This window comes from Natrinema sp. HArc-T2 (assembly GCF_041821085.1).
Taxonomy (GTDB): domain Archaea; phylum Halobacteriota; class Halobacteria; order Halobacteriales; family Natrialbaceae; genus Natrinema.
Genome location: NZ_JBGUAZ010000007.1, coordinates 15,685 through 39,220 on the forward strand (window position 1 = coordinate 15,685; position 23,536 = coordinate 39,220).

Annotated in this window: 27 protein-coding genes and 1 pseudogene; 10 read left to right on the forward strand and 18 right to left on the reverse strand. The window is 55.3% G+C overall.

Annotated elements, in window-relative coordinates:
* Nucleotide 1: 1 nt before the first annotated feature.
* Complete coding sequence (locus ACERI1_RS15675) at nt 2-451, reverse strand: universal stress protein (protein ID WP_373619401.1); 450 nt, start codon at nt 449-451, stop codon at nt 2-4.
* Between the two features lie 99 nt (nt 452-550).
* Here ACERI1_RS15675 and ACERI1_RS15680 point away from each other — a divergent pair.
* Nucleotides 551-762 (forward strand): annotated as a pseudogene (locus ACERI1_RS15680) (RNA-guided endonuclease TnpB family protein); the annotation flags it as partial.
* A gap of 77 nt (nt 763-839) precedes the next feature.
* Here ACERI1_RS15680 and ACERI1_RS15685 read toward each other — a convergent pair.
* Nucleotides 840-1,580, reverse strand: a complete 741-nt coding sequence (locus ACERI1_RS15685) for a winged helix-turn-helix transcriptional regulator (RefSeq protein WP_373619402.1) — start codon at nt 1,578-1,580, stop codon at nt 840-842.
* Between the two features lie 231 nt (nt 1,581-1,811).
* Here ACERI1_RS15685 and ACERI1_RS15690 point away from each other — a divergent pair, with 231 nt between their 5' ends.
* From ACERI1_RS15690 to ACERI1_RS15705, 4 genes are all read left to right on the forward strand, one after another.
* Nucleotides 1,812-2,162, forward strand: coding sequence for a hypothetical protein (locus ACERI1_RS15690; RefSeq protein ID WP_373619403.1), 351 nt, complete (start codon nt 1,812-1,814; stop codon nt 2,160-2,162).
* 268 nt (nt 2,163-2,430) lie between these two features.
* On the forward strand, nt 2,431-3,117 hold the full coding sequence (locus tag ACERI1_RS15695) for a TrkA family potassium uptake protein (RefSeq protein ID WP_373619404.1): 687 nt from the start codon (nt 2,431-2,433) through the stop codon (nt 3,115-3,117).
* Between the two features lie 126 nt (nt 3,118-3,243).
* Entirely contained in the window at nt 3,244-4,794 is a 1,551-nt protein-coding gene (locus ACERI1_RS15700; protein ID WP_373619405.1) for a TrkH family potassium uptake protein, read from the forward strand.
* The gene (locus ACERI1_RS15705) at nt 4,791-5,006 is read left to right on the forward strand and encodes a hypothetical protein (protein WP_373619407.1); all 216 of its coding nucleotides are present in this window, start codon (nt 4,791-4,793) and stop codon (nt 5,004-5,006) included. Before ACERI1_RS15700 ends, ACERI1_RS15705 begins: the two co-directional genes overlap by 4 nt.
* A 218-nt stretch (nt 5,007-5,224) precedes the next feature.
* On the opposite strand, the gene ACERI1_RS15710 is transcribed toward ACERI1_RS15705, so the two are convergent.
* Together ACERI1_RS15710 and ACERI1_RS15715 are read right to left on the reverse strand one after the other, a co-directional pair.
* Nucleotides 5,225-5,911, reverse strand: a complete 687-nt coding sequence (locus ACERI1_RS15710) for a TrkA family potassium uptake protein (RefSeq protein ID WP_130501950.1) — start codon at nt 5,909-5,911, stop codon at nt 5,225-5,227.
* Nucleotides 5,912-6,026: 115 nt separating this feature from the next.
* Entirely contained in the window at nt 6,027-6,272 is a 246-nt protein-coding gene (locus ACERI1_RS15715; RefSeq protein ID WP_373619408.1) for a hypothetical protein, read from the reverse strand.
* A 235-nt stretch (nt 6,273-6,507) separates the two neighbouring features.
* Here ACERI1_RS15715 and ACERI1_RS15720 point away from each other — a divergent pair, with 235 nt between their 5' ends.
* Complete coding sequence (locus ACERI1_RS15720) at nt 6,508-8,046, forward strand: TrkH family potassium uptake protein (protein ID WP_373619409.1); 1,539 nt, start codon at nt 6,508-6,510, stop codon at nt 8,044-8,046.
* 63 nt (nt 8,047-8,109) lie between these two features.
* Here the strand turns inward: ACERI1_RS15720 and ACERI1_RS15725 are convergent, their stop codons facing one another.
* The 3 genes from ACERI1_RS15725 to ACERI1_RS15735 form a co-directional block, all read right to left on the reverse strand.
* Complete coding sequence (locus tag ACERI1_RS15725) at nt 8,110-9,981, reverse strand: cation:proton antiporter (RefSeq protein ID WP_130501953.1); 1,872 nt, start codon at nt 9,979-9,981, stop codon at nt 8,110-8,112.
* A 118-nt stretch (nt 9,982-10,099) separates the two neighbouring features.
* Nucleotides 10,100-10,465 (reverse strand): hypothetical protein, encoded by a 366-nt coding sequence (locus ACERI1_RS15730; protein WP_130501954.1) that lies wholly within the window; start codon nt 10,463-10,465, stop codon nt 10,100-10,102.
* Nucleotides 10,466-10,471: 6 nt separating this feature from the next.
* Nucleotides 10,472-10,972 (reverse strand): hypothetical protein, encoded by a 501-nt coding sequence (locus tag ACERI1_RS15735; RefSeq protein WP_373619410.1) that lies wholly within the window; start codon nt 10,970-10,972, stop codon nt 10,472-10,474.
* A 363-nt stretch (nt 10,973-11,335) separates the two neighbouring features.
* Here ACERI1_RS15735 and ACERI1_RS15740 point away from each other — a divergent pair, with 363 nt between their 5' ends.
* Entirely contained in the window at nt 11,336-12,001 is a 666-nt protein-coding gene (locus ACERI1_RS15740; RefSeq protein WP_373619411.1) for a hypothetical protein, read from the forward strand.
* 93 nt (nt 12,002-12,094) lie between these two features.
* On the opposite strand, the gene ACERI1_RS15745 is transcribed toward ACERI1_RS15740, so the two are convergent.
* The 10 genes from ACERI1_RS15745 to ACERI1_RS15790 all read right to left on the reverse strand — a co-directional run bounded on the left by ACERI1_RS15745 (nt 12,095) and on the right by ACERI1_RS15790 (nt 19,770).
* On the reverse strand, nt 12,095-12,283 hold the full coding sequence (locus ACERI1_RS15745; protein WP_373619412.1) for a hypothetical protein: 189 nt from the start codon (nt 12,281-12,283) through the stop codon (nt 12,095-12,097).
* 145 nt (nt 12,284-12,428) lie between these two features.
* Complete coding sequence (locus ACERI1_RS15750; protein WP_373619413.1) at nt 12,429-12,842, reverse strand: DUF5518 domain-containing protein; 414 nt, start codon at nt 12,840-12,842, stop codon at nt 12,429-12,431.
* 191 nt (nt 12,843-13,033) lie between these two features.
* Complete coding sequence (locus ACERI1_RS15755; RefSeq protein ID WP_373619414.1) at nt 13,034-13,918, reverse strand: hypothetical protein; 885 nt, start codon at nt 13,916-13,918, stop codon at nt 13,034-13,036.
* Nucleotides 13,919-15,545: 1,627 nt separating this feature from the next.
* Nucleotides 15,546-16,442, reverse strand: coding sequence for a DNA-binding protein (locus tag ACERI1_RS15760; protein WP_373619415.1), 897 nt, complete (start codon nt 16,440-16,442; stop codon nt 15,546-15,548).
* A gap of 811 nt (nt 16,443-17,253) precedes the next feature.
* The gene (locus ACERI1_RS15765) at nt 17,254-17,511 is read right to left on the reverse strand and encodes a hypothetical protein (RefSeq protein WP_373619416.1); all 258 of its coding nucleotides are present in this window, start codon (nt 17,509-17,511) and stop codon (nt 17,254-17,256) included.
* A 96-nt stretch (nt 17,512-17,607) separates the two neighbouring features.
* Nucleotides 17,608-17,880, reverse strand: a complete 273-nt coding sequence (locus tag ACERI1_RS15770) for a PadR family transcriptional regulator (RefSeq protein WP_373619417.1) — start codon at nt 17,878-17,880, stop codon at nt 17,608-17,610.
* 227 nt (nt 17,881-18,107) lie between these two features.
* Nucleotides 18,108-18,356, reverse strand: coding sequence for a helix-turn-helix transcriptional regulator (locus ACERI1_RS15775; RefSeq protein WP_373619418.1), 249 nt, complete (start codon nt 18,354-18,356; stop codon nt 18,108-18,110).
* Nucleotides 18,357-18,388: 32 nt separating this feature from the next.
* Nucleotides 18,389-18,823, reverse strand: a complete 435-nt coding sequence (locus ACERI1_RS15780; protein ID WP_373619419.1) for a hypothetical protein — start codon at nt 18,821-18,823, stop codon at nt 18,389-18,391.
* 8 nt (nt 18,824-18,831) lie between these two features.
* Entirely contained in the window at nt 18,832-19,365 is a 534-nt protein-coding gene (locus ACERI1_RS15785; RefSeq protein WP_373619420.1) for a sugar-specific transcriptional regulator TrmB, read from the reverse strand.
* 222 nt (nt 19,366-19,587) lie between these two features.
* The gene (locus tag ACERI1_RS15790; RefSeq protein WP_373619421.1) at nt 19,588-19,770 is read right to left on the reverse strand and encodes a hypothetical protein; all 183 of its coding nucleotides are present in this window, start codon (nt 19,768-19,770) and stop codon (nt 19,588-19,590) included.
* A gap of 151 nt (nt 19,771-19,921) precedes the next feature.
* On the opposite strand from ACERI1_RS15790, the gene ACERI1_RS15795 reads away from it, so the two are divergent.
* Together ACERI1_RS15795 and ACERI1_RS15800 are read left to right on the forward strand one after the other, a co-directional pair.
* Nucleotides 19,922-21,382 carry an MBL fold metallo-hydrolase gene (locus tag ACERI1_RS15795; protein ID WP_373619422.1) on the forward strand — a complete coding sequence of 487 codons (1,461 nt, stop codon included), beginning with the start codon at nt 19,922-19,924 and terminating at the stop codon, nt 21,380-21,382.
* A 5-nt stretch (nt 21,383-21,387) separates the two neighbouring features.
* Complete coding sequence (locus ACERI1_RS15800; RefSeq protein ID WP_373619423.1) at nt 21,388-21,666, forward strand: DUF3006 domain-containing protein; 279 nt, start codon at nt 21,388-21,390, stop codon at nt 21,664-21,666.
* A 128-nt stretch (nt 21,667-21,794) separates the two neighbouring features.
* Here the strand turns inward: ACERI1_RS15800 and ACERI1_RS15805 are convergent, their stop codons facing one another.
* On the reverse strand, nt 21,795-22,043 hold the full coding sequence (locus ACERI1_RS15805; protein ID WP_373619424.1) for a hypothetical protein: 249 nt from the start codon (nt 22,041-22,043) through the stop codon (nt 21,795-21,797).
* A gap of 1,176 nt (nt 22,044-23,219) precedes the next feature.
* Here ACERI1_RS15805 and ACERI1_RS15810 point away from each other — a divergent pair.
* On the forward strand, nt 23,220-23,534 hold the full coding sequence (locus tag ACERI1_RS15810) for a hypothetical protein (RefSeq protein ID WP_373619425.1): 315 nt from the start codon (nt 23,220-23,222) through the stop codon (nt 23,532-23,534).
* Nucleotides 23,535-23,536: the final 2 nt, after the last annotated feature.

Sequence of the window (23,536 nt, forward strand, 5' to 3'; positions counted from 1 at the left end):
ATCACTCAGCTGATTCGTCTCCATCTGTCCGCGGTAGTGCGATGACGGGCCGATTGGCTTGGGTAACGAGTTTGAGCGAGTGGTCACCCGATAGAAACTGCATGAGTCGGTTTCCACCACGGGAACGATACGCGATAGCGCTCGCATCTACCTCATCAGCAGCCTCGAAAATAGCAGCGACGACATCGCGAGCGTAGGCAGTGTGGTCGTTCGCATCAGGAAAGACCCTGCGGACAGCGGCGTATGATTCTGCAGCGATGTTTTCGGATTGCTCGACAGGCGTCTTATCCGGAACGCCCTCTCCCTTTTCGACGACGTGAAGTACTGTCACCTTGTCTGGATCGTACGGTTCAAGCGCCAGCGCTGTCTTCTCGGCATCGTTCTCGTTTGCGACCGGAACAAGAACGTGTGCAAGAAGATTACCATGGGAGGAATCAGGTGTACTGCCCATACAAGAGAAGGAAGACAACACACAGCATAACAGTTGGGTACCCCAATAACCTTAATCAAGGCGCTAATGCCTTTTTCTCAGCAAGCGCCGACCGAAGGGAAGTGGCACGATTTCCTGCACAAACTGTCGCATCACTACGCTCGAGAGTACGACTCGTGGCGGTCGAAGATCTCAACGCGAATAGGTTGATGGAGCTCCCATCGAACAGCCACAACCGTGTTAGTGCAGCGTGGGGTACGTTTCTCCAATGCTCGAATACAAGTACGAACCGAGGTACGCACTTCGTCGCTGTTGATCCGTCTGGAACGACCCCTGCAAAGCGCGTCTTGGAAGCAGGAAGCACTTCCTTCAAGCGCGAGCCGTCAGGCGAGCGGTAGGGTGGGATAGTTCACCCAGTGAATACCTCTAAGGTATCATCAGTGATTCCCGATCGCGAATGAATCGTAACGAAGTCATCCTCCCTGATTGTGGTCTCTCCTGTTGGAGTAATGGCTTGATCGCCTCGATCAATTCTCACTACCAGTACACTTGCGGGGATAAGGTTCTCTTTGTTGGCCTGTTGAAGCGTTTTGCCAGTGATTGGTGCACCCTCCTTCACAATGACTTCGATTACATCTGCATCTCCAGCAAGACCTGCAACACCGGTTACTGGCGAAATTGGTTCCTTTTCCCGGGGACCGAACTGAGCGTATGGGCGGACATATTCTCGATGAATAAGGCCCTCATCATCAATTTCGATACCAAGAGCTGTAATATCCTGTGCGATGCGTGTGAGGTCATCAGTATCCATACCAACTACCTTGATTTGGAGATCTCCTTTGCCAGTCATGATCTCTCTGACGTTGATAACGCCTGGAACATCGAGAACCCGCTGGGCCTGTTCCTGCCGATCAGTCGCTGGCGTGGTACAGGTGAATAGATTTGTTAATCGACCGTCGGCTTGTTCGTAGTCCACATGAGCATGATAGCCCTGAATAATTCCATCTTCTTCGAGACGGCGAATCCGATTACGAACAGTCGGAGCAGAGACATCTACTTTCTCAGCGATATCAGGTGCAGACGTATGACGCCCCTCCTGCGTAAGATAATACAGTATCTCCTCGTCTATCTCATCGATACCTTTGGACATACTTATATGAGATAATTGGTTCCCTTTTGGCTTTTAACTTGACCTTTGTTCTCGATTGGAAACAGCATCAACCATCCCACATACGTGATACTGTTTGATGGAGAAGTAGGGATTTCACGGCGGACACGGTATCTCAAGGCCGATAAACGATAGGAAAGAATTCTGGGGTTGAAGAAACGCATCCGTAAATCTAGCGGAAGTTATTTTGCTTTCCAGAATAGCGGTCCATGTATGAGCAATTCAGACGACGAACGATCTCTCTCAGAGCGGCTCCCAGATGCCCTTGTTGAGCAACTTGACACCCTTGAGCCGCCAGAACTTCGCACAGTACACGAATACGTCGAACAGATTCTTGAAGAAGCTCATCCGCCGATAGAGAAACAGATCCGCGAAGAAGCGAAAGGTGATGTTCTCGCCATTGAGGATGAGGAAGTATACACATTAGTCAAAATGCGGTCTCCTGATACGGGTGATTCGGACAGTGACTCACCCCCTGTTTCCCTCTACCACGTGACTCGAGAGAGACATCCAGATGGAGAAGAAGCCCTCAACTGGTCATTTCTCGGCGATCTGGAAGAGTGATCTGCTAATGCAATCTCCTGTAGAATCTATTGTTGTTCCACGTTGTTCTAGTTTCCACCGAGGCGAACGCACGGGACATGGCAGCTATCTTCGAACGCTATCAGTTCTACCGCGTCACAGGTATCCATGCCGTAGAAAAGGCGATGGCTCCCTTGTGGAGAGCATTGGCGAACAAACGGACGGAACAGTCATGATGGCACGTGGGCCAGCGGAGTCTCCCATGTCGATTCGGGAAGCAATCGTGCAGCGACTCAAGGTGTGAGTATACATGTATATTATCATCGTTGGAGCAGGCGATATCGGAACGCCATTGATCAATATCGCGACTCGGTCGGGCAACGAAGTCGTCGTCATCGAGAACGACGAAGAACGGGCTGATCGAGTTGCCGGTGAGTACGATTGTCTGATTCTCAATGCCGATGCGACGGCCCATGGGACACTCATGGATGCCGGGATCGAAGAGGCAGACGCCCTAATCAGCACGACCGACCGAGACGCGACCAACATCATGGTCTGTCTGCTCGCCCAAGAACACGAGGTTCCAGCAGTCGTCTCAGTCGTGCACGATCCAGAACACATGAACGTGTTTCGCCAGATCGGCGTCAATACGATGGAAAATCCGCAAGAACTCATCGCCGAATATCTCTACCGGGCGATTGCTCGTCCCGCGATCGTCGACTACATGCGAATCGGCGACGAGGCGGAGGTCTTCGAGATCACTGTCACCGAAAATGCCCCGATCGCCGGCAAAACGATCGTCGAGGCAGCGGAGGAAAGGGTCCTCCCCGACGACGTCCTGATCGTCGCGATCGAACGCGAAGGACAGGACCCACCACTTACTCCGAAAGGAGGGATGGAGATCCAAGCCGGTGATCTGCTGACCGTCTATTCGGCGTTCGGCGCTGACCCCGAACTGACTGACGTGTTCGGTCATCCTGAAGACCGAGTTAAATGACAACCGAAATGAGGAGTCGAAGCGGTAATCTGTACTTTCTAAACCATTTATGTCAGAAATATCGCTTAAAATGGATGGCCAGTACATCGATGCAAATAAAAATTCGACGATGAAGGTGGGATGTGTATGAACGATGCGATGGAAACAATCAGCCGAGACTTGGGGCGCATATTTCAAGCGCTGGCCGGGTTACTGTTTGTCTCGCTGCTCATCCCGCTTGTCTGGGGAGAGTACTGGGCGATGCCGGCTCTCATCGTCTCCGGGTTACTCCCGCTTGGGATCGGCTACCTCTTGACATCGACGTTTCGGGAGGCGACCCAGCCTGGGAAGTTACACGGGATGATCATCGCCGCGACGGGCTGGTTCTGTGTCGCGCTCTTCGGATCGGTCCCGTTCCTCCTCATTGCGTGGACCGTTGAGCTTGGACTACCAGTCCTCGAGACGCCGGCACAGACGGAGACACTCGCGGCGTTTACCAATCCACTCAACGCCGTCTTCGAGAGTATGAGCGGCTTTACCGGGACTGGCCTGACGATGACCGACAACGAGGAGGTCTTACCACGGACGCTGCAGTGGTGGCGATCGTTCATCGAGTGGGTCGGTGGCGTCGGCGTGATCGTCCTGACGACGGCGATCCTCGCCCGCCCTGGCAGTGGATCACTGACGCTCTATGAGAGCGAAGCGCGATCCGAACGGATTCATCCGAGTATCGTCTCCACGGTGCAGACGATCTGGTGGATCTTCCTCCTCTTTACGTTCGTCTCGATCCTGTTACTCTGGGTTGTCGGGATGCCTCTCTGGGGCGCAATCAACCACGCGATGACAGGACTCTCAACTGGTGGATTCTCGATTACCGACAACTCGATCGCCACCTACGACAGCGCCGCTATCGACTTCGCACTCCTGCCGATCATGCTGCTCGGTAGTATCGCCTTCCCAGTGCACTATCTCATCCTGCAAGGCGACCTCCGAAATCTCTATACGGATCTCCAGACTCGATGGGTATTCATCTACATGAGCGCTGGCACGCTCGCTCTTACCGCGCTCGTCTACGTCACCGAAACGTATGATACCCTGTTTACGGCGTTTCGGTACAGCTCCTTCCAATTCGTCTCGGCGGCGACCTGCGCTGGCTTCCAAACTGCAGTCGATTCGACGAATGTCGCGCTTGGCCGGTGGCCAGCACAGGCCCAACTCACGGTGGTCTTCGGGATGATTGTTGGCGGTGCAGCTGGGTCGACAGTCGGCGGAATCAAGCTCATCCGGGCGCTCACGCTATTAAAAGGAATTCGCTTCCGTATCATGGATGTCTTTTATCCAAAGACAGCCGTCCGCCGGCTGGAAATCAACGGTCGCCGTCTCAACGAACAGGAAGTCCGCCAAGAGTTCGAGGAAGCGGCCATTATCGGCTTTCTCTGGTTTGTCTTCCTTGGCATTGGGATGTTTGTGCTTCTCCTAATACTTCCACAGGGGGAGTACACCCTCGAAAACGTCATCTTCGAGGTCGCAAGCGCACAGGGCAACGTCGGCCTCTCCGCGGGCATCACCGGGCCGGAGTCGCTTCCGACGCTTGGGAAACTCATGTTCTTGTTCAATATGTGGATCGGTCGCCTCGAGATCATCCCCGTGCTAGTGACGCTTCGGGCAATCTTCCGCCGGGGTGGAATATACCAATGAATCTTCGCGACCTCCCGGTCGTTGGAGAACTCCTTGGGGCAGGTGCTGAGGATCGGGTCTTCGATGTACTGCTGCTTATTGGTCCACTGATGATTCTTTTCATCGCTGTCGTGGGACGGTCGATTCTCACATCTGCTGGTGCAATCATCTATATATTATCATTCATCTCATACATAATTTACCGTAGTATAAGCACTTCTGGAATCGCGTAGTACGCGCTCCAGATCAAGGGATTTGAGCAGCGAGACGTACAAGATTCAGTTAGCGCCGAAACATCAGCCGCAAGTCTCAGCCGACTGTTTCCGTCGCCTTGTCTATTTTCCCCCGGTTTCGGTTGATATACACGTCTAAATAGTAATTCGTTTGAATTTATGTCCTCAATGAGGGGAGTTGTCGAAAGTCACGAGTCCATCGTCGTTCGGTTCAGGCGTCATTTCACCCGGTCCTCGTAATGGCCGAACACGTTTGTCAGTTCGGGTTCGGCACCAAATCCTGAGTAGACGGTTAACAGATCGCCGGTCTGGATGGTCGTGCTTCCCTTTGGAGTAATCGGCGGCTCCTGTCCTTCACGTTCGATGGCAACGATCAGCACATCGTCGGGAATTATTTCTTCATTCGCGGCCTCGAGGATCGTTTTTCCGATAATCGGCGCGTTTTCAGTGACTCGGATCTCGAAGACCTCCGCCTCCTCGCCGATTCGCATGTAGTCGACGATAGCGGGGCGAGCAACCGACCGATACAGGTACTCCGCGATGAGTTCCTGGGGGTTCTCCATGGTGTTGACGCCGATCTGGCGAAACACGTTCATGTGCTCGGGGTCGTGCACGACTGAGACGATCGACGGTACCTCGTGTTCCTGCGCGAGCAGACAGACCATGATATTGGTCGCGTCCCGGTCGGTCGTGCTGATCAGGGCGTCAGCCTTCCCGATTCCAGCGTCGATGAGCGCTTCATGGGCCGTGGCGTCGTCGTTTAAGATCAGGCAGTCGTACTCACCGGCGGCCCGATCCGCGCGTTCGGGATCTTTCTCGATGACGACGACCTCGTTTCCCGATCGAGTCGCGATATCGATCAGCGGAATCCCGATATCGCCCGCACCGACGACGATGATATACATTGTGCTAAGCTTGTCGCGTCTCGGATGAAAACATACCGCTTCGGCACTGCTCGCCCCCATCTCCCGGCCTCGAGCGACAGTCAGCTGAATTCGTTCGGCGGACGGCCGTCACCACTTACTGATCCCAGGGAGGTCGCTGTCGTCGTCGCTTCGACTGTTCCTCCGATTCAGCCAGGATTCGCTCGATCGCCCACCCAGCCCACAGAAAGACGATCGCCATGAATACGACCATCTCGATCCGGACGACCGATCCATGTCGAACCGTGAGGACAAGTGCCATGATTGCCACCGCTGTAGCGACGACACCGAACACGTCGTAAAACGAGTGTGGGTGGCGAACACTTGGCAATTGTACGTTCATAGGTCACACTACGCACGGTTCGTATAAAGTACCTGTACCCGTCTCGCGTCGGTGCCACGAGCTCAGAATCGGCGCTCGCGGTGGTGATACTGTCGGATACCATCCCGCCGCACGGAGCGAGCGGCGGCCGGATTGAGGACGCCGGGCAGCGCGTCGGTCACGATGGATTCATTACGGCCTTAGCGAAATGCCGTTACAACCGTGTCCAGACGTGACTCCGTGAGTGGGGGGTTCTATGCGGCTCCGAACTGAGTGGCGCGCCAGCTTCGCGCTCGTCGGGACCGTCCTCAAGTATCTCTCCGTTCCGTTAGTGATCCCAATCGTCGTGGCGCTCATTTACGGCGACCCGGTGTTCCCGTTCGTCGCGACGATCGCACTGACGATCGCCGTTGGCCACGGCCTCGAGCAACTCGACCTCGATCCGGACCTGCAGATCCGGGAGGCGATGCTGTTCGTCGCGATCTCGTGGCTCGCCGTCGCCGCCGTCGGCGCGGTCCCGTATGTGCTCGCTGGCTGGGGAACCGAATCGACGCTTGCCGACCCAGTCAACGCGCTGTTTGAGTCGATGTCTGGCTTTACGACCACTGGGGCCACCGTCCTCGGGGAGATCTCTCTTGAGCGCCACTCTCACGCCGTGATGATGTGGCGACAGCTCACGCAGTGGCTCGGCGGGATGGGGATCATCGTCTTGATGGTCGCGATCCTGCCAGAGATCGCCGTCAGCGGTGCCCAACTCATCGAGTCGGAGGCGCCGGGTCCGGAGCTACAGAAACTGACCCCGCGGATCGCCGAGACGGCACGGATCCTCTGGCTCGTCTACTTCGCTTTTACTGCTATCTATATCGCGCTGCTCTATGGCTTTCATCTTGCAGGGATGGCACCGAACATGGGGCTGTACAACGCCATCGCCCACGGGTTCACAACGCTCCCGACGGGCGGGTTCTCCCCAGAGGCCGACAGCGTCGCGGCCTTTTCTGCGATCGTCCAGTGGACGGCAATCCCCTTCATGATCATCGCCGGGACGAACTTCGCCCTGTTCTGGCACGTCTTCAGCGGTGACGGTCATCGCTTCGTTCGAAACACCGAGTTTCGCGCCTACATCGCCGCGATCGCCGGGCTGACCGTCCTCCTCGCTGGAATGCTCTATGCCGGTGCCGCGCCAGCGCTATCGGGCCTCGGCGGCGTGACCGAGGGCGTCCTCGGGAACTCGCTACGCCAGAGCGCCTTCCAGATCGGATCGCTGCTGACCTCAACCGGTTACGCGACCAGCGACTTCGTCGAGTGGACCTCGACGGGGAAGATCGTCCTCCTGTTTGCCATGTTAGTCGGCGGCTGCGCCGGGTCGACCGGCGGTGGCGTCAAAGTGGTTCGATGGGTGATCATTTTCAAGGTCCTCCGACGGGAACTGTTGACAGCCTCTCACCCCGAAGTCGTTCGACCAGTCCGTCTCGGCGGTAACGTCGTCGACGAGGACGCGATCCGCGGCGTCCTCGGCTTCACGTTCATGTATCTCCTCATCTTCGCCATCGCAACGCTGTTCATCGCGCTCGATGCCAGCCGTATCGGCTACACGTTGACGCCGCTCGAAGCATTCAGCGCCAGTCTCGCGACGATTGGCAATATTGGTCCTGGGTTCGGCTCGCTCGGCCCGTTTGGGAGCTACCTCGAGTTTCCGGATAGCTCGAAGCTCGTGATGGTCTTTCTCATGTGGATTGGCCGCCTCGAGATCATTCCTGTGCTTGTGCTGTTCACTGGTGGCTTCTGGACACGCTGAATATCATTCAAATTGTCATACCTGGCTAAAGTCCTGTTCTCTCACTGGGTGTTGAGTCCACGGTTAGGTACGGAGATGCGGGTGGCACTGCTCGAGTGCCTCGTGAACCGCGTTTCGGCGGCCAACGAACGTGAGGTGGTCTCCGTGTTGAAGCGTCAAGTCTGCATCAGGGACCTCCGACTCACCATTGCGACTAACGAGTGCGACTAAGACGCCATCTGGGAGCTCTTGGTCGAGTTCGCGGATCGATTTTCCGACCAGTTTTTCGGCCGTCACCTCGATTTCTTGAACGTCACCGGTTCGTCCGAGTTCAGTCATCCACTCCGAGAGGGCTGGTCGTTCGATCGCATTATCCATCGACTGAGCGATCGATTCATCAGCTGCAATCGCTCGAACACCCAGGTCTTCGAACGCGTCGGCATTCCCTGGTGTGTTCACTCGAGCGATGACCGTCTCATTGTCGAACTTCGAGTTTGCGAGCTGGGCGATGAGGAGATTTGCATCGTCGTCACCCGTCGCTGCGGCGACGATCTTCGCGTTCGCCGCGCCCGCAGATTGCAGGACGGACGTGTCCGTTCCATCGCCATGGTGGACGGTGAATCCAGCGTTCCGTGCTGCCTCGACTTTTTCTTGGTCATTGTCGATAATGATCACGTTTTCACCACGATCCTCCAGCCGTTCGGCGAGGCCGCGACCGACACGACCGCCGCCGACAACGATTACGCGCATTGGTAGTACCTTGAGTGCTTGTGCGATGTGCCTGGCAAACCCTCCTTCGAAAACGACCGTTGTCAGAATCACCAGAAACACGGTCCCGACGAGAACGGTCGCTGCTTCGGGGTTCGACGACCGGAGCTCGAGTGCGAAGAGTGTTGCCACGCTTGCTGGGATAATACCGCGAGGACCAACTCCACTCATAAATAGTTGCTCGCGGAACGAAAAGTGCTCGCCGTACGTACAGAGGAGGACTGCGACAGGTCGGATGACCGCTACCACAACGAAGACAACCACGATACCACCGACCCCGAGTGAGAGAAGGTCCTCAAACGAAAGAAGTGTCGTGAGAGATATGAACACAAATGAGAGGACGATCAGCGTGATATCGCCCTTGAACGCCGCAATTTCCTCCTCATACGGGACGCCAGCGTTCCCGAGGAGCAGCCCGGCTGTCGCAACTGCCGCGATGCCTGCCTCCGTGATAATCGCGTTTGCGATTCCGTAGGTGGCAAGTGCTCCGACAAGAACGATGAGGCGCGAGTTTCGGACGGCGTTCGACGGCGAGAGATCGACGTGGGTGAGCAGATACCAAAGAACGCCTGCTGTCAGGACACCGATGAGGAGACCGATCCCGAGCCGAGACACGAACTCTTCGACCAGAACCTGCAGTTCGCTCTCCTCGGAGACGACCATCTCGAAGACGGCGACTGCTAAGATCGCAGCCGTGACGTCGTTGACGATCCCTTCCGTCTCGAGCGCTGCCGCCACGCGGTCTCGAACCGGCACCACATCTAAAATCGGTGTAATCACCGTCGGCCCGGTCGCGATGAGGAGTGAACCGACGAGAAACGACAGCTCCCATGAGACATTGAGTGCGAATCGGACAACAACAGCTGTCCCGACGAGAGCGATAAGTGCGCCTACCGTGATCAACCGAATCGCTTCACGCGGTGTCTGTCGGAGCTTCGTGAGTTTCAGATGGAAGGCACCCTCAAAGACGATAATCGCGACTGACAGTCCAACGATCGCTGAGAGGGGTCCAGGTCCGCCGAGTGATTCTAATCCGATAATGTCGAGTCCTTCAGGCCCAACAGCGACCCCTGCGAGAATCAGAAAGAGGACACTGGGAATCTCCAAGCGATCGGCTAACACTTGGGAAGCGACGCCCAGCCCTAAGATGATCACGACGAGGGAAATTAATGCAGAACCGGCACTCACAGGGAATGCACCTAGTTGATCGACTCGACTCCTACTATAAAGCAATCGTGAAATCCGCTGCAGTCAGTGACGAACTCGATTCTGAGCGATTAGCTTGCGCTCTCGCTCCCACCTGCTGTTAGCGTTCTGCACCGTAGACGATTTTCGAGGGGGCTTCGTAGCCACAGTCTGGACAGTCGAACCATCGTTTGACCTTCGCACCAGTGGCAGATTTCTGGCCGACGATGACGTCGTTGTTTGGACACTCAGGACAAGCGAGTTCAGGGGCTGGGCGGTTCCGGAGTTCATCCCGAACGCTGGTCGCTTCTTTTGTCTCGAAGCCGTGCGACCACACTGGATAGCCGTCGACGAGGATCGCTGCCCGCCACTTGTACGCGTAGGAGTCCGGGGCACGATGCAGGACTGCTCGCGCTCCAGTCTCCGTGTTTCGATATGCCAGCGTGGGTGTTCGACTCTCTCGTGTCCAGTTGGTGATTCGGGGCATGAGTACTCAGAAATGGACGTCTGCCGGCACGATCCAGCACGTCTCGCGCTCGTCAGTGTCCTCGAGGAGGCGATCGAGGTGTCTGCGATGGCGGATCCCAGTCGCGTGCTGATCATACAGACAGATCGACGGGCCACGGGAGGCACCGACCTGCTGGAAAGCGTGCCGAGCGAGGCCTTCGTCGCGCATGATCTCGCCGTCGCTGTGTTCCTCGAGTGCTTGCTTCACCCGATTCAGATTTCGTTGGAACGTTTCCGTCGTGGTCTCCCAGGCCCGCTCGAGGAGTTCTTCACCTTCGTCGGACGTAACGGGCGCAGCCGTCGGCAGGTCGCCCCGCCGTGCTTTTCCAGCCACTGTCGTCTCCTCTTGGTCGAAAGTGACGTAGTAGTCGAACACCGCACAGGAATGCGGCTCCGCGCCAACCAGTCGATCGAACACGGTCTTTCCGGTTGACAGTGCCTCGTCTGCTGTCGATGCCTCTACCAACGAATAAATGATCATATGCATCTGGGATACCTCACTGTGCCGACGCTCTGGTCAGTACTCGTCTGTCCTTACTCAGTGCGCCGGCAGCCATTATCGGCGCACAAAATCACGGTGCAACGCGTCTGTCTCATGGAGTAGAGCGATCCGGATCGGTAGTGGCATTGACAGTGGTCGTCAGGCCGCTCGACTCGTCGATAGCTTCGAAATGACCGCGAGTGCCTTCGGAAACTTGGATCCTCAACTCGAGTTTGAGTACCAGTTAGTATACCATCATAAAATGACTTACAAGTGATTTGTTTCAACACCTTTTGACTGAATCAGCTGGTGAGTAGATGTGAGTACTGAACATCAAGAGTTATATTAAGTCGCTTTGACATTCTTCTCATGGATTATATACGTGGATTGTATGTTATAACAATTTTTAGTGTTTTCCTTATAGGTATTGGATTAATCTTCAATCCATTTTATCTCCATCCAGATGGTGGTGGGGCTAAGCGAACATATCATGTTGAACAGATTGAAAACAAGTCAATGGCGAATCAAGCGTTCGGCCTCTCGGAGAAGGTCTTGGACTGTCCTGGTAACAGACCATGTGTATTAGAGGAACAGATCCTTGAAGAGGATTCTGTAGAATCTACTGTTCCCGTATATAATGATGATCCACCGTGGTACTCCGTTGTTAGGACTGCAAATGGAACCTATATTCCCAAACAAAGTGCTGAAAACAATACGACTATACTTACACTTGAGGAGGTGAGTGCGATGACGGCAGTTGAACAGCTCGCTGTCCCTGCAGGTGAACAACCAGAAGAGACTCAGAAAGCCATCGAAACTGGATCGGTCACAGTCTACGGCGAGGTGATTGAGCCGTTCGAACGGCACGAGGTTCTCGAATATGAGGGAGACTACTATATGCACAAAAAATACGAAGGAGTAGGTAGCCACTGGACCGCAGATGGTGGCCTCGCCATAGCCAGAGCCATCCTCTTTCTGATCGGTAGTGGATTAGTCGCCGCTTCTGGCTGGCACTTCCGGAGCCTATACGACTAACAAAGATTGGCTACCGATCGGTCATGATCTACCTTCACTGACTGTTCACTACAGCGTCAAATGGGTCCGTGACCGATTCTATGACCCGCTCGGTTAGGATTTACTGTGGATATCAGTAGGTCCACCACGCTCTGGTCGAGTGAGAAGACTCACTTCCTCCAAGAGCGCCGTTGCTGTCTCGATTCGTTCTCTGTCTGCGTCAGTCAGCTGATCTCTCTCGAGATCGTTGAGTTGGCTGAGTGCACGATGCAGTCTGTATCCTGGTGTGTTGCGTGGATCCATTGGATGCGCCTCAGCCGATCGCGGCGCAGATAAATATGATCTGATAGCATGTAGTGAATTCCTGCACCCCAACTATCTCTTGACCGATGTCATCGGACGGTGTTTCTTGAACCCCGCCGTCTCAACCATCTCCCACAGTAGTCGATTAGTCATATTGGTTACCAGCCAGCCAACGCCCAACCCGTACTCCCACTTCACCGGTGAGCGCTGAAATTCCGAATCCAAGGACTGCAAACACAATCGTGGCACCGATCGCGCTCGCCACAAACCATACTGGGCCGGCTAAGTGGAATGTGGTTGTAAGAAGATCGAAAACAACCCAGAATACTGGAAGTCCGCCAACAATCCCGACCCGAACCCCAACTCCGCTAATTTCACCGTTCACACGCCCGATCAGATAGCCGGCAAGAATACCACCGAAAAACACCGCTCCAAGCGAGAGTTCGGATCCTGTTTGCCAGTAACTGAAGGTGGTGAATGGAAGAGAGCACAACCCACCGATGAGAGCGTACTTCCATTGGGTCATTCCGGGCTGTAGAGGAGAACCAGCTTCAGGCATAGTATTTCAATCAATGATTGGTGTTGTAAGATTATAATAATTTTCCTTACAGAATATGCTATTGTGCCGCCCTTTGTCGCGTCTCTCTGCAAACAAGACACACCCTGTACTTACCGCGATTTTCACGCCTCACTCTGAATAAAGAAACAGTGCTACTATCTACTGCTAAGCGATCATGTTCCACATCTCATTCACTCTGGACTCGGCCCATAGCACGGCGTCCCGCAGACCTGGCACTCCCAGATTGCGTGGCCGGTCCAGGTTTCGTCGGGAACTGATTCATGCTCGCTGAATCGATGCTCGGTTGTGCGTCCGCACTGGTGACACTCGAGGTGTTGTTTGGTTGGAATGCCACTATCCTGATGCTCAGGTTCACGTTCTTGAGGTGCCTGCTGGAGGGCAATCGCAGGAACTAGCCACGCATCATCACCGGCGTTGTCGAGCAGCGTCGCAAGTCGCTGCTCATCGCGAATTCCGGACCCACCCTCGTCGTAGAGATAGGTTGTTGGTTCACAGTCGCTCTCCACCGCTGATTGGTCAGTCCACGCTGTTCGATCGCGGGCAGCCGCGAGAAGTTGCTCACCGCCAGTGGACGTAATCTGTGTTGCAGCAGGAAGCACGGGCCACCGATCGGTTAATTGGGCTGCGGGCTCGTCCTCGAGATCGTAGATGATTGTGCAGTCGTCGACAGCCTGTTCGGTCGCATTCGAGGCAAGGAGTGTCGCGGCGGCCGCGCCTTTCGCGACGGCACCGTAGAACGTAGACGACTCGACAAGCATGTGAACGACGCCAAGCAGTGTCCACTCTGTTGCTGGTGCGTCTGTCTCAGAAGAGGAGTCCTCGAGATGGTTGGTGAGACAGAACAAGCATTTGGTCTGATCAGCAGGAATCGGTGAGCCACAGGAGCGACACTCGGTATCCGTTTCCGTTGGAGTGTCCGGATATCCAGTCGTCGCCGTCGCAATTCGCTGTCGATCAGGTTCGCGGTCATCATCCCTGCTGAGTGTCTCATCTGGAATATGCGACGCTTCGCCGGTCGGACGAAGCTCTTCAAAGTCAGAATCGCGATCAGTCATTGATTGGGTAGTGGGTTGTATGGTCTCACGTCTTGATCAGGTCCAGTTCGATAGAGACGATCTGAAAATGAGATTACTGAGACGCTATTGCTGGCGGAGTCCTGCTTCTCGGGCTTCACGGTTGCTGGCACAATGGATACACGCTGGCAGATCTCCATCAACGGCGAAAACCCGGTAGTAGTTCTCTGTGACATGAGATCCACAGCCATCACATTCTGGCATTATCCAAATCTATGTTGTTGCTCCAGTAAATATCTTGTTCCAATACTTGTGTAGTTTTTCTCAATAGCATTCTATTTAAGTAGGATTGACTCTTTTCTGGGTCTGGTATTGTTGCGGTTCAATAAGGTGTCCACAGTCCTCACAACGAGTTTCGACTGCGTTGGTGGTGACTCGGCCATTGCACTTGGGACATGGACTGGTTCTTGAGTCGGGTTGGATGTCTTCGTCGAACGTTGTCTGGTAGATCTCTCTGAGAGTCATGGTGTTCACGAGGGGCAATGAGTAACTCCGACTGCCCCTCACCTGCTCGTGGGGTGGAGAAACCTATCTCGAAGTAGACCGTAGCATGGTTCCTTTATTCAGGATTCCTTGCGAAACTCGCGGTAAGTACAGGCGAAGTACCTACCGTTCAGTGCAGTATGTATTGTTCAGTACAGAAATTTGATCAGATACTACATGAATGACTTTCTGGTTTTTCGGAAGAGAAACACCACAACTGCCGAAAGGAGAGCACTGTAGATGATCCCCACAACGATGAAGAGTAACATAGCAGCCCCACTGGAAGAGAATCGAAATGAGAAAACAGAGAAAATGAGGTCCAGAGTAAACCCCGTAAGATGTAGCGGGACTGTGCGTACAGACTCTATCCCCCAGATCAAAACGGTAGTTGCGAGAAAGGTGACGATATCAAGTGGGGTGACAATAGTAGTCCTCTTCATCATCTTCCAATCATTTACTGTAACCGATCTATATATGTTTTCTGTGGCAATATTTTATTCGCACATGTAGTTACCGCGGGGTTGTGTCCGAGAACTCGGAGAGAGTCGGACAGGAAACCGTGAACCGGCGGTAAGTACAGCGCGAAGAGTTAGCGCTCAGTACGGCATAACGTTTTACTACGCAAACAACACACATATGACTATAAACATGACCAATAGAGTGAACGAGTATCTACGGAAACGGCCTGTTCTTGGCACAGCGTTTTTTCTACTGATGTTTGTTAGTGGCAGTATCGTGGGGATAGCAATAATGCAGCCATCTCGTCCGCTATTCTCAATTTTGTCCGATGAGGGTGTCTGGTTTACTATTGGCCTACTTGCAGTGCCCTCTGGGCTGGTATATTTTATTGTTTCGAAGCGGACTCACTCGCAGACCTAATCGAGGAGAGACCTTTCGGTCAATACGCAGATGTAGTTACCGAATTGCTCGACTCAGTTTCAGTCATATTTCTGATAGAGAAGTCGTGTTACTAACTACTAGGTGATGGCAAAGTGTGGAGCAGATTGATGCTGTGGCGAAAGCCCGGCAGCGCAACGGCCATTGGCCGTAAGCAGCCCGGACCGTGGAGGTGGTGGGGGGTGGCGGTGACTGCGTTCACACCAGCAAAAAAGGGGCTTCACCCCGGCTATTCCCACCAGCGGCCGCGCTCGGGGAAGTGGATCGTCGACCACCCGGTCACGGCCAGTGAAACACGGCCTTCGTGCCAGTTTCGGGCAGCCTTGTGAATGCGCACTTGCTCACCTTCCTCAATCCACGGCGCGTCTGATGACTTCCAGATCGTCACGCGTGTCTGTCCACTGTCATCTGCGATGAGCCCGACCTGTGCGATGCTTGGATGCGAGGGATCCCACAGGGTTTCGACACGCCCTTCGATGCTCACCTCTTTTCGAGAAACCTCCTCGAGTTTTCCAATGGGGATGACGTGTCCGGGCGCCGTCTGCAGTTCCTCGAACACGTTGACGACCGCACTTGTCAGGTCTTGGCCACCGACGACGGCTTCACTCAACCGACGGCTGATCGCCGCTCGAGACCAGCTATCCAACTGCTTCGCGAGTCGCATCGACTGCTTGTTCACGGCCGCCAACTGCTCCTGGGTGAGTTCTGTCCGGGGATCCGCCCGCTCCGGGTCCGCCATTGGGTCCACGCTTGCCGCCCGTTTTTGGAACTCGAGACGCCGCGCTTTGTTCTGGTTCGCAGCGATCGTTCGTGTCCGCTTCTCTCGACCTTCTTGTGTTCCTATCTCGGCCTGGGCACTGATTCGTTCGAGTTCGTCCTCTCGTGCTCGAATCCGCTCTTCCTGCTCGAGGGTCGCGCCGTGAATCCGCTCATCGCTCGTATCGACGATGCCGTCTGGGTGGTTCGCATCCACCTTTGCTTGGACCCCTTGCTTGACTGTTGCCTCGAATTCCGGCGTCTCGTCGACGACCGGGAAGCCGTCTTCATCGACTGCCTGCTCATCCGCCTGTTTGAATGCCTGTTCATCGACCGTAACGACCTTGCTACTCGAGTTGTTACTAGACATTGCAGTATACTCTGAAGGCGCTCACGCGCCTGCCACCGCGATGCCACTACATCGCGGTTTTCCGACGACACCGACGACTAGATCCATCTGCGCGCTCGCGCTCGCGCCTTCGCGAGCGCCCATCTGGGCGCGAGCGAGAGCGCGCCTGAATGCGGTGTTCCAACCAGCACCGCGCGGCGTCCTGCCGAGCGAAGCGAGGCAGGGCTCGAGGCGCGAACGGTGTGAGCGCCTCGGCGACCCGCCCGGAGCGAGCGGCCAGCTTTAAGCCGTTTCTCGTGTCCGGCCCGGACTGCGGATCCGTGTCCAGCGCGACTGTCGACGAGAACGCGCGCCGCGGTGTGGCGCGCGACAGCGCAGGCGGCACCAAGCGCTGGAACGCGAAAGCCCGCGAGGGGCGCAACCGAAAACGCGCTTAATGCTGGCGTCGAGACCAGATTCACTGTAGCCCGGAACGGTGAGCGACGTCAGGAGCGAACCGCAGCCCGGAATGGTCGGTCGCGAGCGACGCGGAGGGCGGCACGCGGCGAGCGGGGCGGGCCGAATACTAAGAGCGGGCAACCAACGCAACAGCAGCCCGATCAATCCACGTGGGTGGGATCAAAAGGGGCTGGCGCGCTCGAGGAACCCCACCGACGCAAGCACCGCAACCTGTGAGGAGCGCAGCGAGGCGCGGGACTCGAGCGTGCCAGGGGCTTTCACCTATTATCGAAAGCGGTGATTGCAAGCCGCTCAGTGAGATCTACTCCATCACAGCTGGTTCAGTGACTCCTCCACACACTACAGTTGCAAACCTCTCGCTTTTTCGGATCTCTTATTCCCAATCCCGCCAGCCTTCGAAGAGGTGGTTGTTTTTCCGCCAGAGTTGGGGTTTGAGTAACTGGTTTGAATCAACTGCTGGATGATCTCGATCAAGACCAGAGTGTTCTGCTACCCAATCTCGGTACTCAGATACGTTCTGAGGCTTCTCGGGGGTGTGAGTCTCCATATCGGGCGTATTGAGGTAGTTCAGTGGTTCCCCACATACCATGCAGGGGAGCATGCCTTCATTCGGCTCTTTTCCCTCTGTCATAGTAGGGACCTGTGTCTCACTGCATGATAATTCTATGTTCTGTACTTACCGACTCAAGAGAACAAAGCAAGAATTCAGACCACTTCTGATCTCCATTTAATCGATGTACTGGGATTTCCACTCACGGCGATCCTCAATCGCTTGTTCTCCCTCGTCTGTAATCGCGTAGTAGTTTGTGCGTCTGTCGAGCTGTCCTTTTTCGACAAGGTCCTTATTCACAACCGTATCGAGATTGGGATACAACCGCCCGTGATTGATCTCTGAACCATAGTACTGCTCGATCTCGTCTTTGACATCCTGTCCAGATGGCTGGTCAGCGCCCGCGATCACGTACAGCAGGTCTCGTTGGAATCCTGTGAGGTCGTCCATGGCCCAGCCATTCAGGCGAGATGATATTTGTTATTCCACACGTACGTAGATGTAAGGTAATCCAACTAGTCGATTCTTTATACCACTAGCTGATTCTCGTTCCATTCACGCCATCCTGAGACTGTGGTCATGATGGAACGCTCGAGAGATCAGATCCAGCGCGCACGCTCAGTGGTCAGGGCCGTCTCACTCCAAATCTGAGAGTCCCTCACCACATACTGATCTTCTCACTCCCGACGGTCCTCGAGTTCGCGTTGACCACGCACTGTGATCGTGTAGTGGTTCGTTCGCTTGTCGGCCTCGCCTTTGTAGACGAGCCCTTTGTCGATGACCGTATCACGATTCGGATAAAGCCGCCCAGGGTGGATCTCGTTCTCGTAGTACTCCTCGAGTTCACCTTTGATCGAGAGGCCCTGAGGACCGTCCCGGCCGGTGATCACGTACGAGATGCCAACGTTGGAAGCGGATGAATCCACTTTGGCGCAGAAAAACTGCCATCACTGATGGCTTACTCGTCCCACAACCTGGTAATTCGTTCTTCGATCTTGTCAAGGACGACCCGCAGTACATCCCGATGATCGCTTGGCCACGAACTGTCCTCACCGGGTGTCGGGGCAGTGGGCGGAGGATGAAAGTGGTCTCGCGTATTGTGAGGGTTCGGATGCCGGTCCCACCGGCACTCCCAGGCGTGGTCTGGATGCACCTCTCGGTAATGGATTTTGAAGTCGTCGTTCGTGTACCAGCGAACAGTGAGACTCGCCTCTTCCACGGTTTCAGGATAGTACGATGGTGCGAGTGTTACATAGAGTTCAAGATGTCCACTCGAATCCGTGATCGTCGCTCGAGCGACCTGTGCCGTGGCTTGGAGGCGTGCCTGAAGAAACTCGAGCACTGGGCGGTCGATAGGCGCGGGGCTACGTCCATCTCCTGCAGGCGGCGTCATCGATGAGATTACCCAGATGCTTGGTCGGTCTCAGCGCCAGCACGTTGCTGACGAGCACGTTCGTAGCGCTTGCGCTCATCTCGAGCGGTCGCCCAGTCGGCAAGGTCGCTATACACATCGTCGATCGTCCGTTCGTCGCTTGTCTCTGCAGCATCGACAGCGTCGACGGCTGCCGGCGTTGTGGCATCGTACGTTTCTTCGTAATCTGTAATCCGTGTCGTGAGCGTGCGGACGTGCTCTTGGAGTTCGTCGATGGTGTGCTCGGCAGCGAGCTGATTGATGCGCCGCCACTGGAAGTATGCATCATTGCGCTCGTAGGTCGTCGGATGGCCATCGTGGTGCGTGACGATTCCGAGGTCGCTGAACCAGCCCAGATATTTTCGAGCTGTCTTCGGGTCGCATTCGGCCTGCTCTGCGATAGCGCTCGCCGTTGCAGGTTCGCGGGTCTGAAGGATTGTCCCGTAGATGCGTTGTTCGACATCATCGTCACGAAACGCATCCTCAAAGGATGGGGGGCCGTCTGGAGACTCTGTATTGGACATACTCGATCTTGCGCGGCTACCGATATAATTCTTACTTCGAGGAATAGTTTCCTGGGTGGATGAGGTCGGGTGTCCGTATCATTTCTTCAGTATCCTCTGTGATTTTCACGACTTATTCTGAACTGCTCACGAAACTCATGACAAGTACAGGGAAGGAGTGATTAGTATCTTCCCACCATAAATTGCAGAAGGTAGAAAACACGATACTACTGTCGTTCAGTATCAGTGGTTTCCAATATTGAGTGCTCTGACGGCCTCAGCCGGGGTGACATCCCACGCGACGAGTCGGTCCGCAGCCAGTTGCCACGCATGGTTGGCAAGGTCGGGATCGACATCTTCGGTCTCGTAGCTGAACTCTGCCAAAGCGACCGCAATCAGGAGGTCCTCCTGTCGATTGGAGAGCATCGCTGTCGTTGGCCGCGGCTTTGGATAAAAAGAGTGGGATGTTCTACCGAAATCACGGACGCTTCGTTCGGTAACGTGGCTTCCAGTCGGGCGTTGACGGTACTATTCTACTGGACGGAACACTCAAACAGCTCCTTTGACATGAACAGGTATGGACCGAGCGATCCTCGTAGTCTTCGTGACGCTCCTCGTCGTTCTTGCAGGATGTGCGGGCGGCACCGAAGGAGCCGAGGACGCGATCGGCGACTCGCAGTCGGTTGGGGATGCTATCGAAGTCGTCGAGTTGAACGTTGCGGACGTATCACCCGATGAGGAGTACATTGTCCTCCAGAACACCGCCGATGAGCCCGTTGATTTGTCCGGGTTTGAACTCCGAGACCGAGAGGATGGGCAGGTCGATGGCGGCCTCTCACCGTTTTCGTTTCCAAGTGAGTTTATCCTCGAGTCCGGGGAGACTGTGAAGATAACGACCGGTGAAGGCGACTCAACGGAGACCGAACTGTACTGGGGGTACAACGTGAATATCTGGCGAGGCGATGGCGATGTGGTTCGGTTCGTCGACGCCAATGGCCAAGTCGTGCTCGAGCACGCTTACGGCGATATCAATCTCGATGAGTCTGAGTCGGACGGCGATGTAGATGGCGGCACTGGTGACGAGAGCGATGGAGACGGCGAGAGTGCTGTCGAGGGCGAACTCGAGATTCACCACATCGACGTTGGACAAGGCGATTCGACTCTCATCATCACGCCAGCCAATGAGACGATCCTGATCGATACTGGTGACTGGCGACAGGACGGCAGTGAGGTCATCGCCTATCTCGAGGCCCAGGGGATCGATCGGATCGACCACCTGGTCGCGACGCATGCCGATGCCGATCACATCGGTGGCCACGCCGCTGTGATCGAGCACTTCGAGACGACTGGTGAGGGCGTTGGGGCTGCGTACGATTCGGGTGTCCCATCGGATTCAGCGACCTATGAGAACTATCTCGATACCGTCGACGAGTACGACGTCGAGCTGCTCATCGTCGAAAGCGGCGATGAGCTACCGCTTGAGGGCGACATCTCTGCCCAGGTGATGAACCCGCCTGTTGGGGACGCTGGGAGTGACGTTAACGATAACAGTGTGGTGCTGGCGTTCGAGTTTGGCGACTTCCAGTATTTAGCGCCCGGCGATGTCGATACTGGCGTCGAGCAGCGGCTGGTCGACGAGTGGGGAAGCAACCTCGAGAGCGCCATCTACAAAGCCGGCCATCACGGCTCATCGACCTCCTCGAGTGAAGCCTTCGTAGATGCCATCGCTCCTGAGACAGCCATCATCTCGAGTGCCTACGACTCACAGTACGGGCATCCGAGTGACGAGGTACTCGAACGGTTTGCCGATCGGGATATCGAAACGTACTGGACTGGGGTCCACGGCGATATCGTAGTGCGGACTGATGGGACGTCGATCGCTGTCGAGACGAGTGAGTCGTTCTCGACGAACCCAGCGGATATCCTCGCGGAGACACCTGATTCCGACGACGAGATGAATGCACTGGCACCCCCTCCGCTTGTCGCAGGCAGTGTGGCCAGTGGGATTGATGGAGCTGTCGCTCCTGCTATGGGATGAGAGAGATGGATGGGACCTACACTGGTGTTGTCGATCGAATTGAAGACGGTGAGATTGCTGTCATCTTGCTCGAGGAGGACGAGCAGGTGATCGAGCAAGTGGATATCCCTGCTGATCGACTCCCAGAGCCCGCCCGAACGGACGGTGGCGTGCTGTCGGTGACGCTCGAGGATAGTGAGGTCGTGTCGATGGAGTACCGACCGGACGCAACGCGAGAGCGCCGTGAATCTGTTCAGGAGAAGTTGGATCGGTTGTCCGAGCGGTTATGTGATCGCGAGGAGTGAGTTGACGAACAAAGAATCGGACGTGCTCAACGCCTCCCTGTACTTGCTGTACTGTTCGTTCGAGGATGTTACAGAACGGTTCACATACCCTCTCTGCGCTTACCCGACGAACGGTAAGTACAGGACAGTTATCGGTCGGCTGGTTCGGCGACCTGAACCCAGCCGTCGCCGCAGACGGTGATACGATACCCACGGTACTCGAAGTCGAGACCGCCGCCTGCGCCCGCAAGCACTGCGATGGCCTGCTCGACGTGTTCCGCCCGGGCGATAGTCTTGTCCTCGCTGTCGAACGTGACGATGCCCTCGTCAACGAGTTTCGGGAGGTTCGTGTGATATAGTAGGGCGTACATCTGGTTGGTGGCTGTGAACGTAGCCATCTGTGTGCTCATTCTTTGCCGACAAGTTCGGAGGTATGGTGCAACCTGAAAACGGCTGAACGGATATCGATCGCGGCGGTCAGCATGTTCACTATTTCTGCGAGGCACACTCGCTCATGCGGATTTCTAAACTGGAGGATGACAGATCTTAGCGGCTGATCTCTGCTGACGAGTCCCCGTTATGCAATGGGGTTCCAAGTACTCACGTAGGTAGGCCGTAGTAAACTCGGGAGCGAAAGCCATATTATCAATTAGTGTTACATATCGGCCAAGTGTACGGAGGAACGGATACGGAAATCGGCCCTAGCCCCGCAGGGACTACTATAACGACCACTGCAACGGTTGACCCACCTGTCTCACTAGATACCTTCGACCGAATTCCGGTCCATATCACGTTTCACTACTCGAGCGGGGAACCATGGACACGTGAATTCAATAAGGGAATGCGTGCGCGTCTCCTGCTCGGCCTCTGGGACAAATTCGGCCCCTTCCACCCTGTTGAAGGCAGTACTCCGGACGAGATTATCACCGCCGGGCGGAAGGCACAAGCGGCGTACTGGTATGCGATGAAATCACACTCACTGAGTGAGGCGGCTGATGCACTCAGCGTACAGAAATCAACGATTAGTGTCTATTCTAGCCAAATTAGGTGGACGTTCTCTGAGTAGCCCTCGCGTACGCGCGTGCGTTACATTAGAAATTTGCAGCGAGAGAGGCTTAACTGCCTGTTTACCGGCAAGCTTATATGTGGGACTATTGTGTATTCGCTTGGTTAGTGAGACGGCGAGGCAGTTCACGCTGTTCTCGCCAATCAGTAATTTTACGGACGCACTCTGGTAGAGTTATCTCTGTGTGTATTGGTAACATCATTCGCGTTCATTTATATCACGGAAATTTAAATATCCTATCGGTCCAAATTCAGACAGGTCCGTAACGACCCCCGCCTCGCCGTCTCACTAACCACCCCGGATCCTAACGGTTCGGACAAGGCGGTCGGTGGGTTGAAAAACTACGACCGGAGTCAATGCCCGCGCGAGCGGGGTTCGGTCGCAGTATGCCCGCCGTGTTTCCGGCTGTCAAGCGGTCGGACTATGACTACCTTCGGAGGTAGAAACGGTGTGCTAGTCGTGGCTCCGTGTCGCCCCCTGCCGGGAGGGCATCTTGGCAGTGATACACATGAGTGACGATAACTCAAATCCGACCGATGAATCGCAGAAGAACAAGAACGCGGACAACGGCCATAACCCCGGCGACGAGGGTGAAGGCATCCACGTCGTCCACATCGGCAGCGAAAAGGAGAAGTTCAACGCTGACACGGTGAAAGCCCGCGAAATTATCTCACTGGTTGAACCCGACGCTGACGAGTTCACCCTAGAAGCACGTAATGGTAACTCTACCGTTGAAGAGTGGGGACCTGACGACCCTGTGGACCTCACCGAAAAGCACCGGAGCCATTTCCGAGTGATGGCCCGTGGCGGGGGCAATTCGTGAGC

Bases quoted from the DNA above. Each gene is read 5' to 3' on its own strand.
- ACERI1_RS15795 (WP_373619422.1), top strand. From the start codon at position 19,922: ATGGACCGAGCGATCCTCGTAGTCTTCGTGACGCTCCTCGTCGTTCTT.
- ACERI1_RS15740 (WP_373619411.1), top strand. From the start codon at position 11,336: ATGGATTATATACGTGGATTGTATGTTATAACAATTTTTAGTGTTTTC.
- ACERI1_RS15755 (WP_373619414.1), bottom strand. From the start codon at position 13,918: ATGACTGATCGCGATTCTGACTTTGAAGAGCTTCGTCCGACCGGCGAA.
- ACERI1_RS15675 (WP_373619401.1), bottom strand. From the start codon at position 451: ATGGGCAGTACACCTGATTCCTCCCATGGTAATCTTCTTGCACACGTT.
- ACERI1_RS15730 (WP_130501954.1), bottom strand. From the start codon at position 10,465: ATGCCCCGAATCACCAACTGGACACGAGAGAGTCGAACACCCACGCTG.
- ACERI1_RS15750 (WP_373619413.1), bottom strand. From the start codon at position 12,842: ATGCCTGAAGCTGGTTCTCCTCTACAGCCCGGAATGACCCAATGGAAG.
- ACERI1_RS15710 (WP_130501950.1), bottom strand. From the start codon at position 5,911: ATGTATATCATCGTCGTCGGTGCGGGCGATATCGGGATTCCGCTGATC.
- ACERI1_RS15760 (WP_373619415.1), bottom strand. From the start codon at position 16,442: ATGTCTAGTAACAACTCGAGTAGCAAGGTCGTTACGGTCGATGAACAG.
- ACERI1_RS15705 (WP_373619407.1), top strand. From the start codon at position 4,791: ATGAATCTTCGCGACCTCCCGGTCGTTGGAGAACTCCTTGGGGCAGGT.
- ACERI1_RS15765 (WP_373619416.1), bottom strand. From the start codon at position 17,511: ATGACAGAGGGAAAAGAGCCGAATGAAGGCATGCTCCCCTGCATGGTA.
- ACERI1_RS15720 (WP_373619409.1), top strand. From the start codon at position 6,508: ATGCGGCTCCGAACTGAGTGGCGCGCCAGCTTCGCGCTCGTCGGGACC.
- ACERI1_RS15695 (WP_373619404.1), top strand. From the start codon at position 2,431: ATGTATATTATCATCGTTGGAGCAGGCGATATCGGAACGCCATTGATC.
- ACERI1_RS15785 (WP_373619420.1), bottom strand. From the start codon at position 19,365: ATGTCCAATACAGAGTCTCCAGACGGCCCCCCATCCTTTGAGGATGCG.
- ACERI1_RS15700 (WP_373619405.1), top strand. From the start codon at position 3,244: ATGAACGATGCGATGGAAACAATCAGCCGAGACTTGGGGCGCATATTT.
- ACERI1_RS15780 (WP_373619419.1), bottom strand. From the start codon at position 18,823: ATGACGCCGCCTGCAGGAGATGGACGTAGCCCCGCGCCTATCGACCGC.
- ACERI1_RS15685 (WP_373619402.1), bottom strand. From the start codon at position 1,580: ATGTCCAAAGGTATCGATGAGATAGACGAGGAGATACTGTATTATCTT.
- ACERI1_RS15800 (WP_373619423.1), top strand. From the start codon at position 21,388: ATGGATGGGACCTACACTGGTGTTGTCGATCGAATTGAAGACGGTGAG.
- ACERI1_RS15690 (WP_373619403.1), top strand. From the start codon at position 1,812: ATGAGCAATTCAGACGACGAACGATCTCTCTCAGAGCGGCTCCCAGAT.
- ACERI1_RS15810 (WP_373619425.1), top strand. From the start codon at position 23,220: ATGAGTGACGATAACTCAAATCCGACCGATGAATCGCAGAAGAACAAG.
- ACERI1_RS15770 (WP_373619417.1), bottom strand. From the start codon at position 17,880: ATGGACGACCTCACAGGATTCCAACGAGACCTGCTGTACGTGATCGCG.
- ACERI1_RS15745 (WP_373619412.1), bottom strand. From the start codon at position 12,283: ATGGATCCACGCAACACACCAGGATACAGACTGCATCGTGCACTCAGC.
- ACERI1_RS15715 (WP_373619408.1), bottom strand. From the start codon at position 6,272: ATGAACGTACAATTGCCAAGTGTTCGCCACCCACACTCGTTTTACGAC.
- ACERI1_RS15735 (WP_373619410.1), bottom strand. From the start codon at position 10,972: ATGCATATGATCATTTATTCGTTGGTAGAGGCATCGACAGCAGACGAG.
- ACERI1_RS15805 (WP_373619424.1), bottom strand. From the start codon at position 22,043: ATGGCTACGTTCACAGCCACCAACCAGATGTACGCCCTACTATATCAC.
- ACERI1_RS15790 (WP_373619421.1), bottom strand. From the start codon at position 19,770: ATGCTCTCCAATCGACAGGAGGACCTCCTGATTGCGGTCGCTTTGGCA.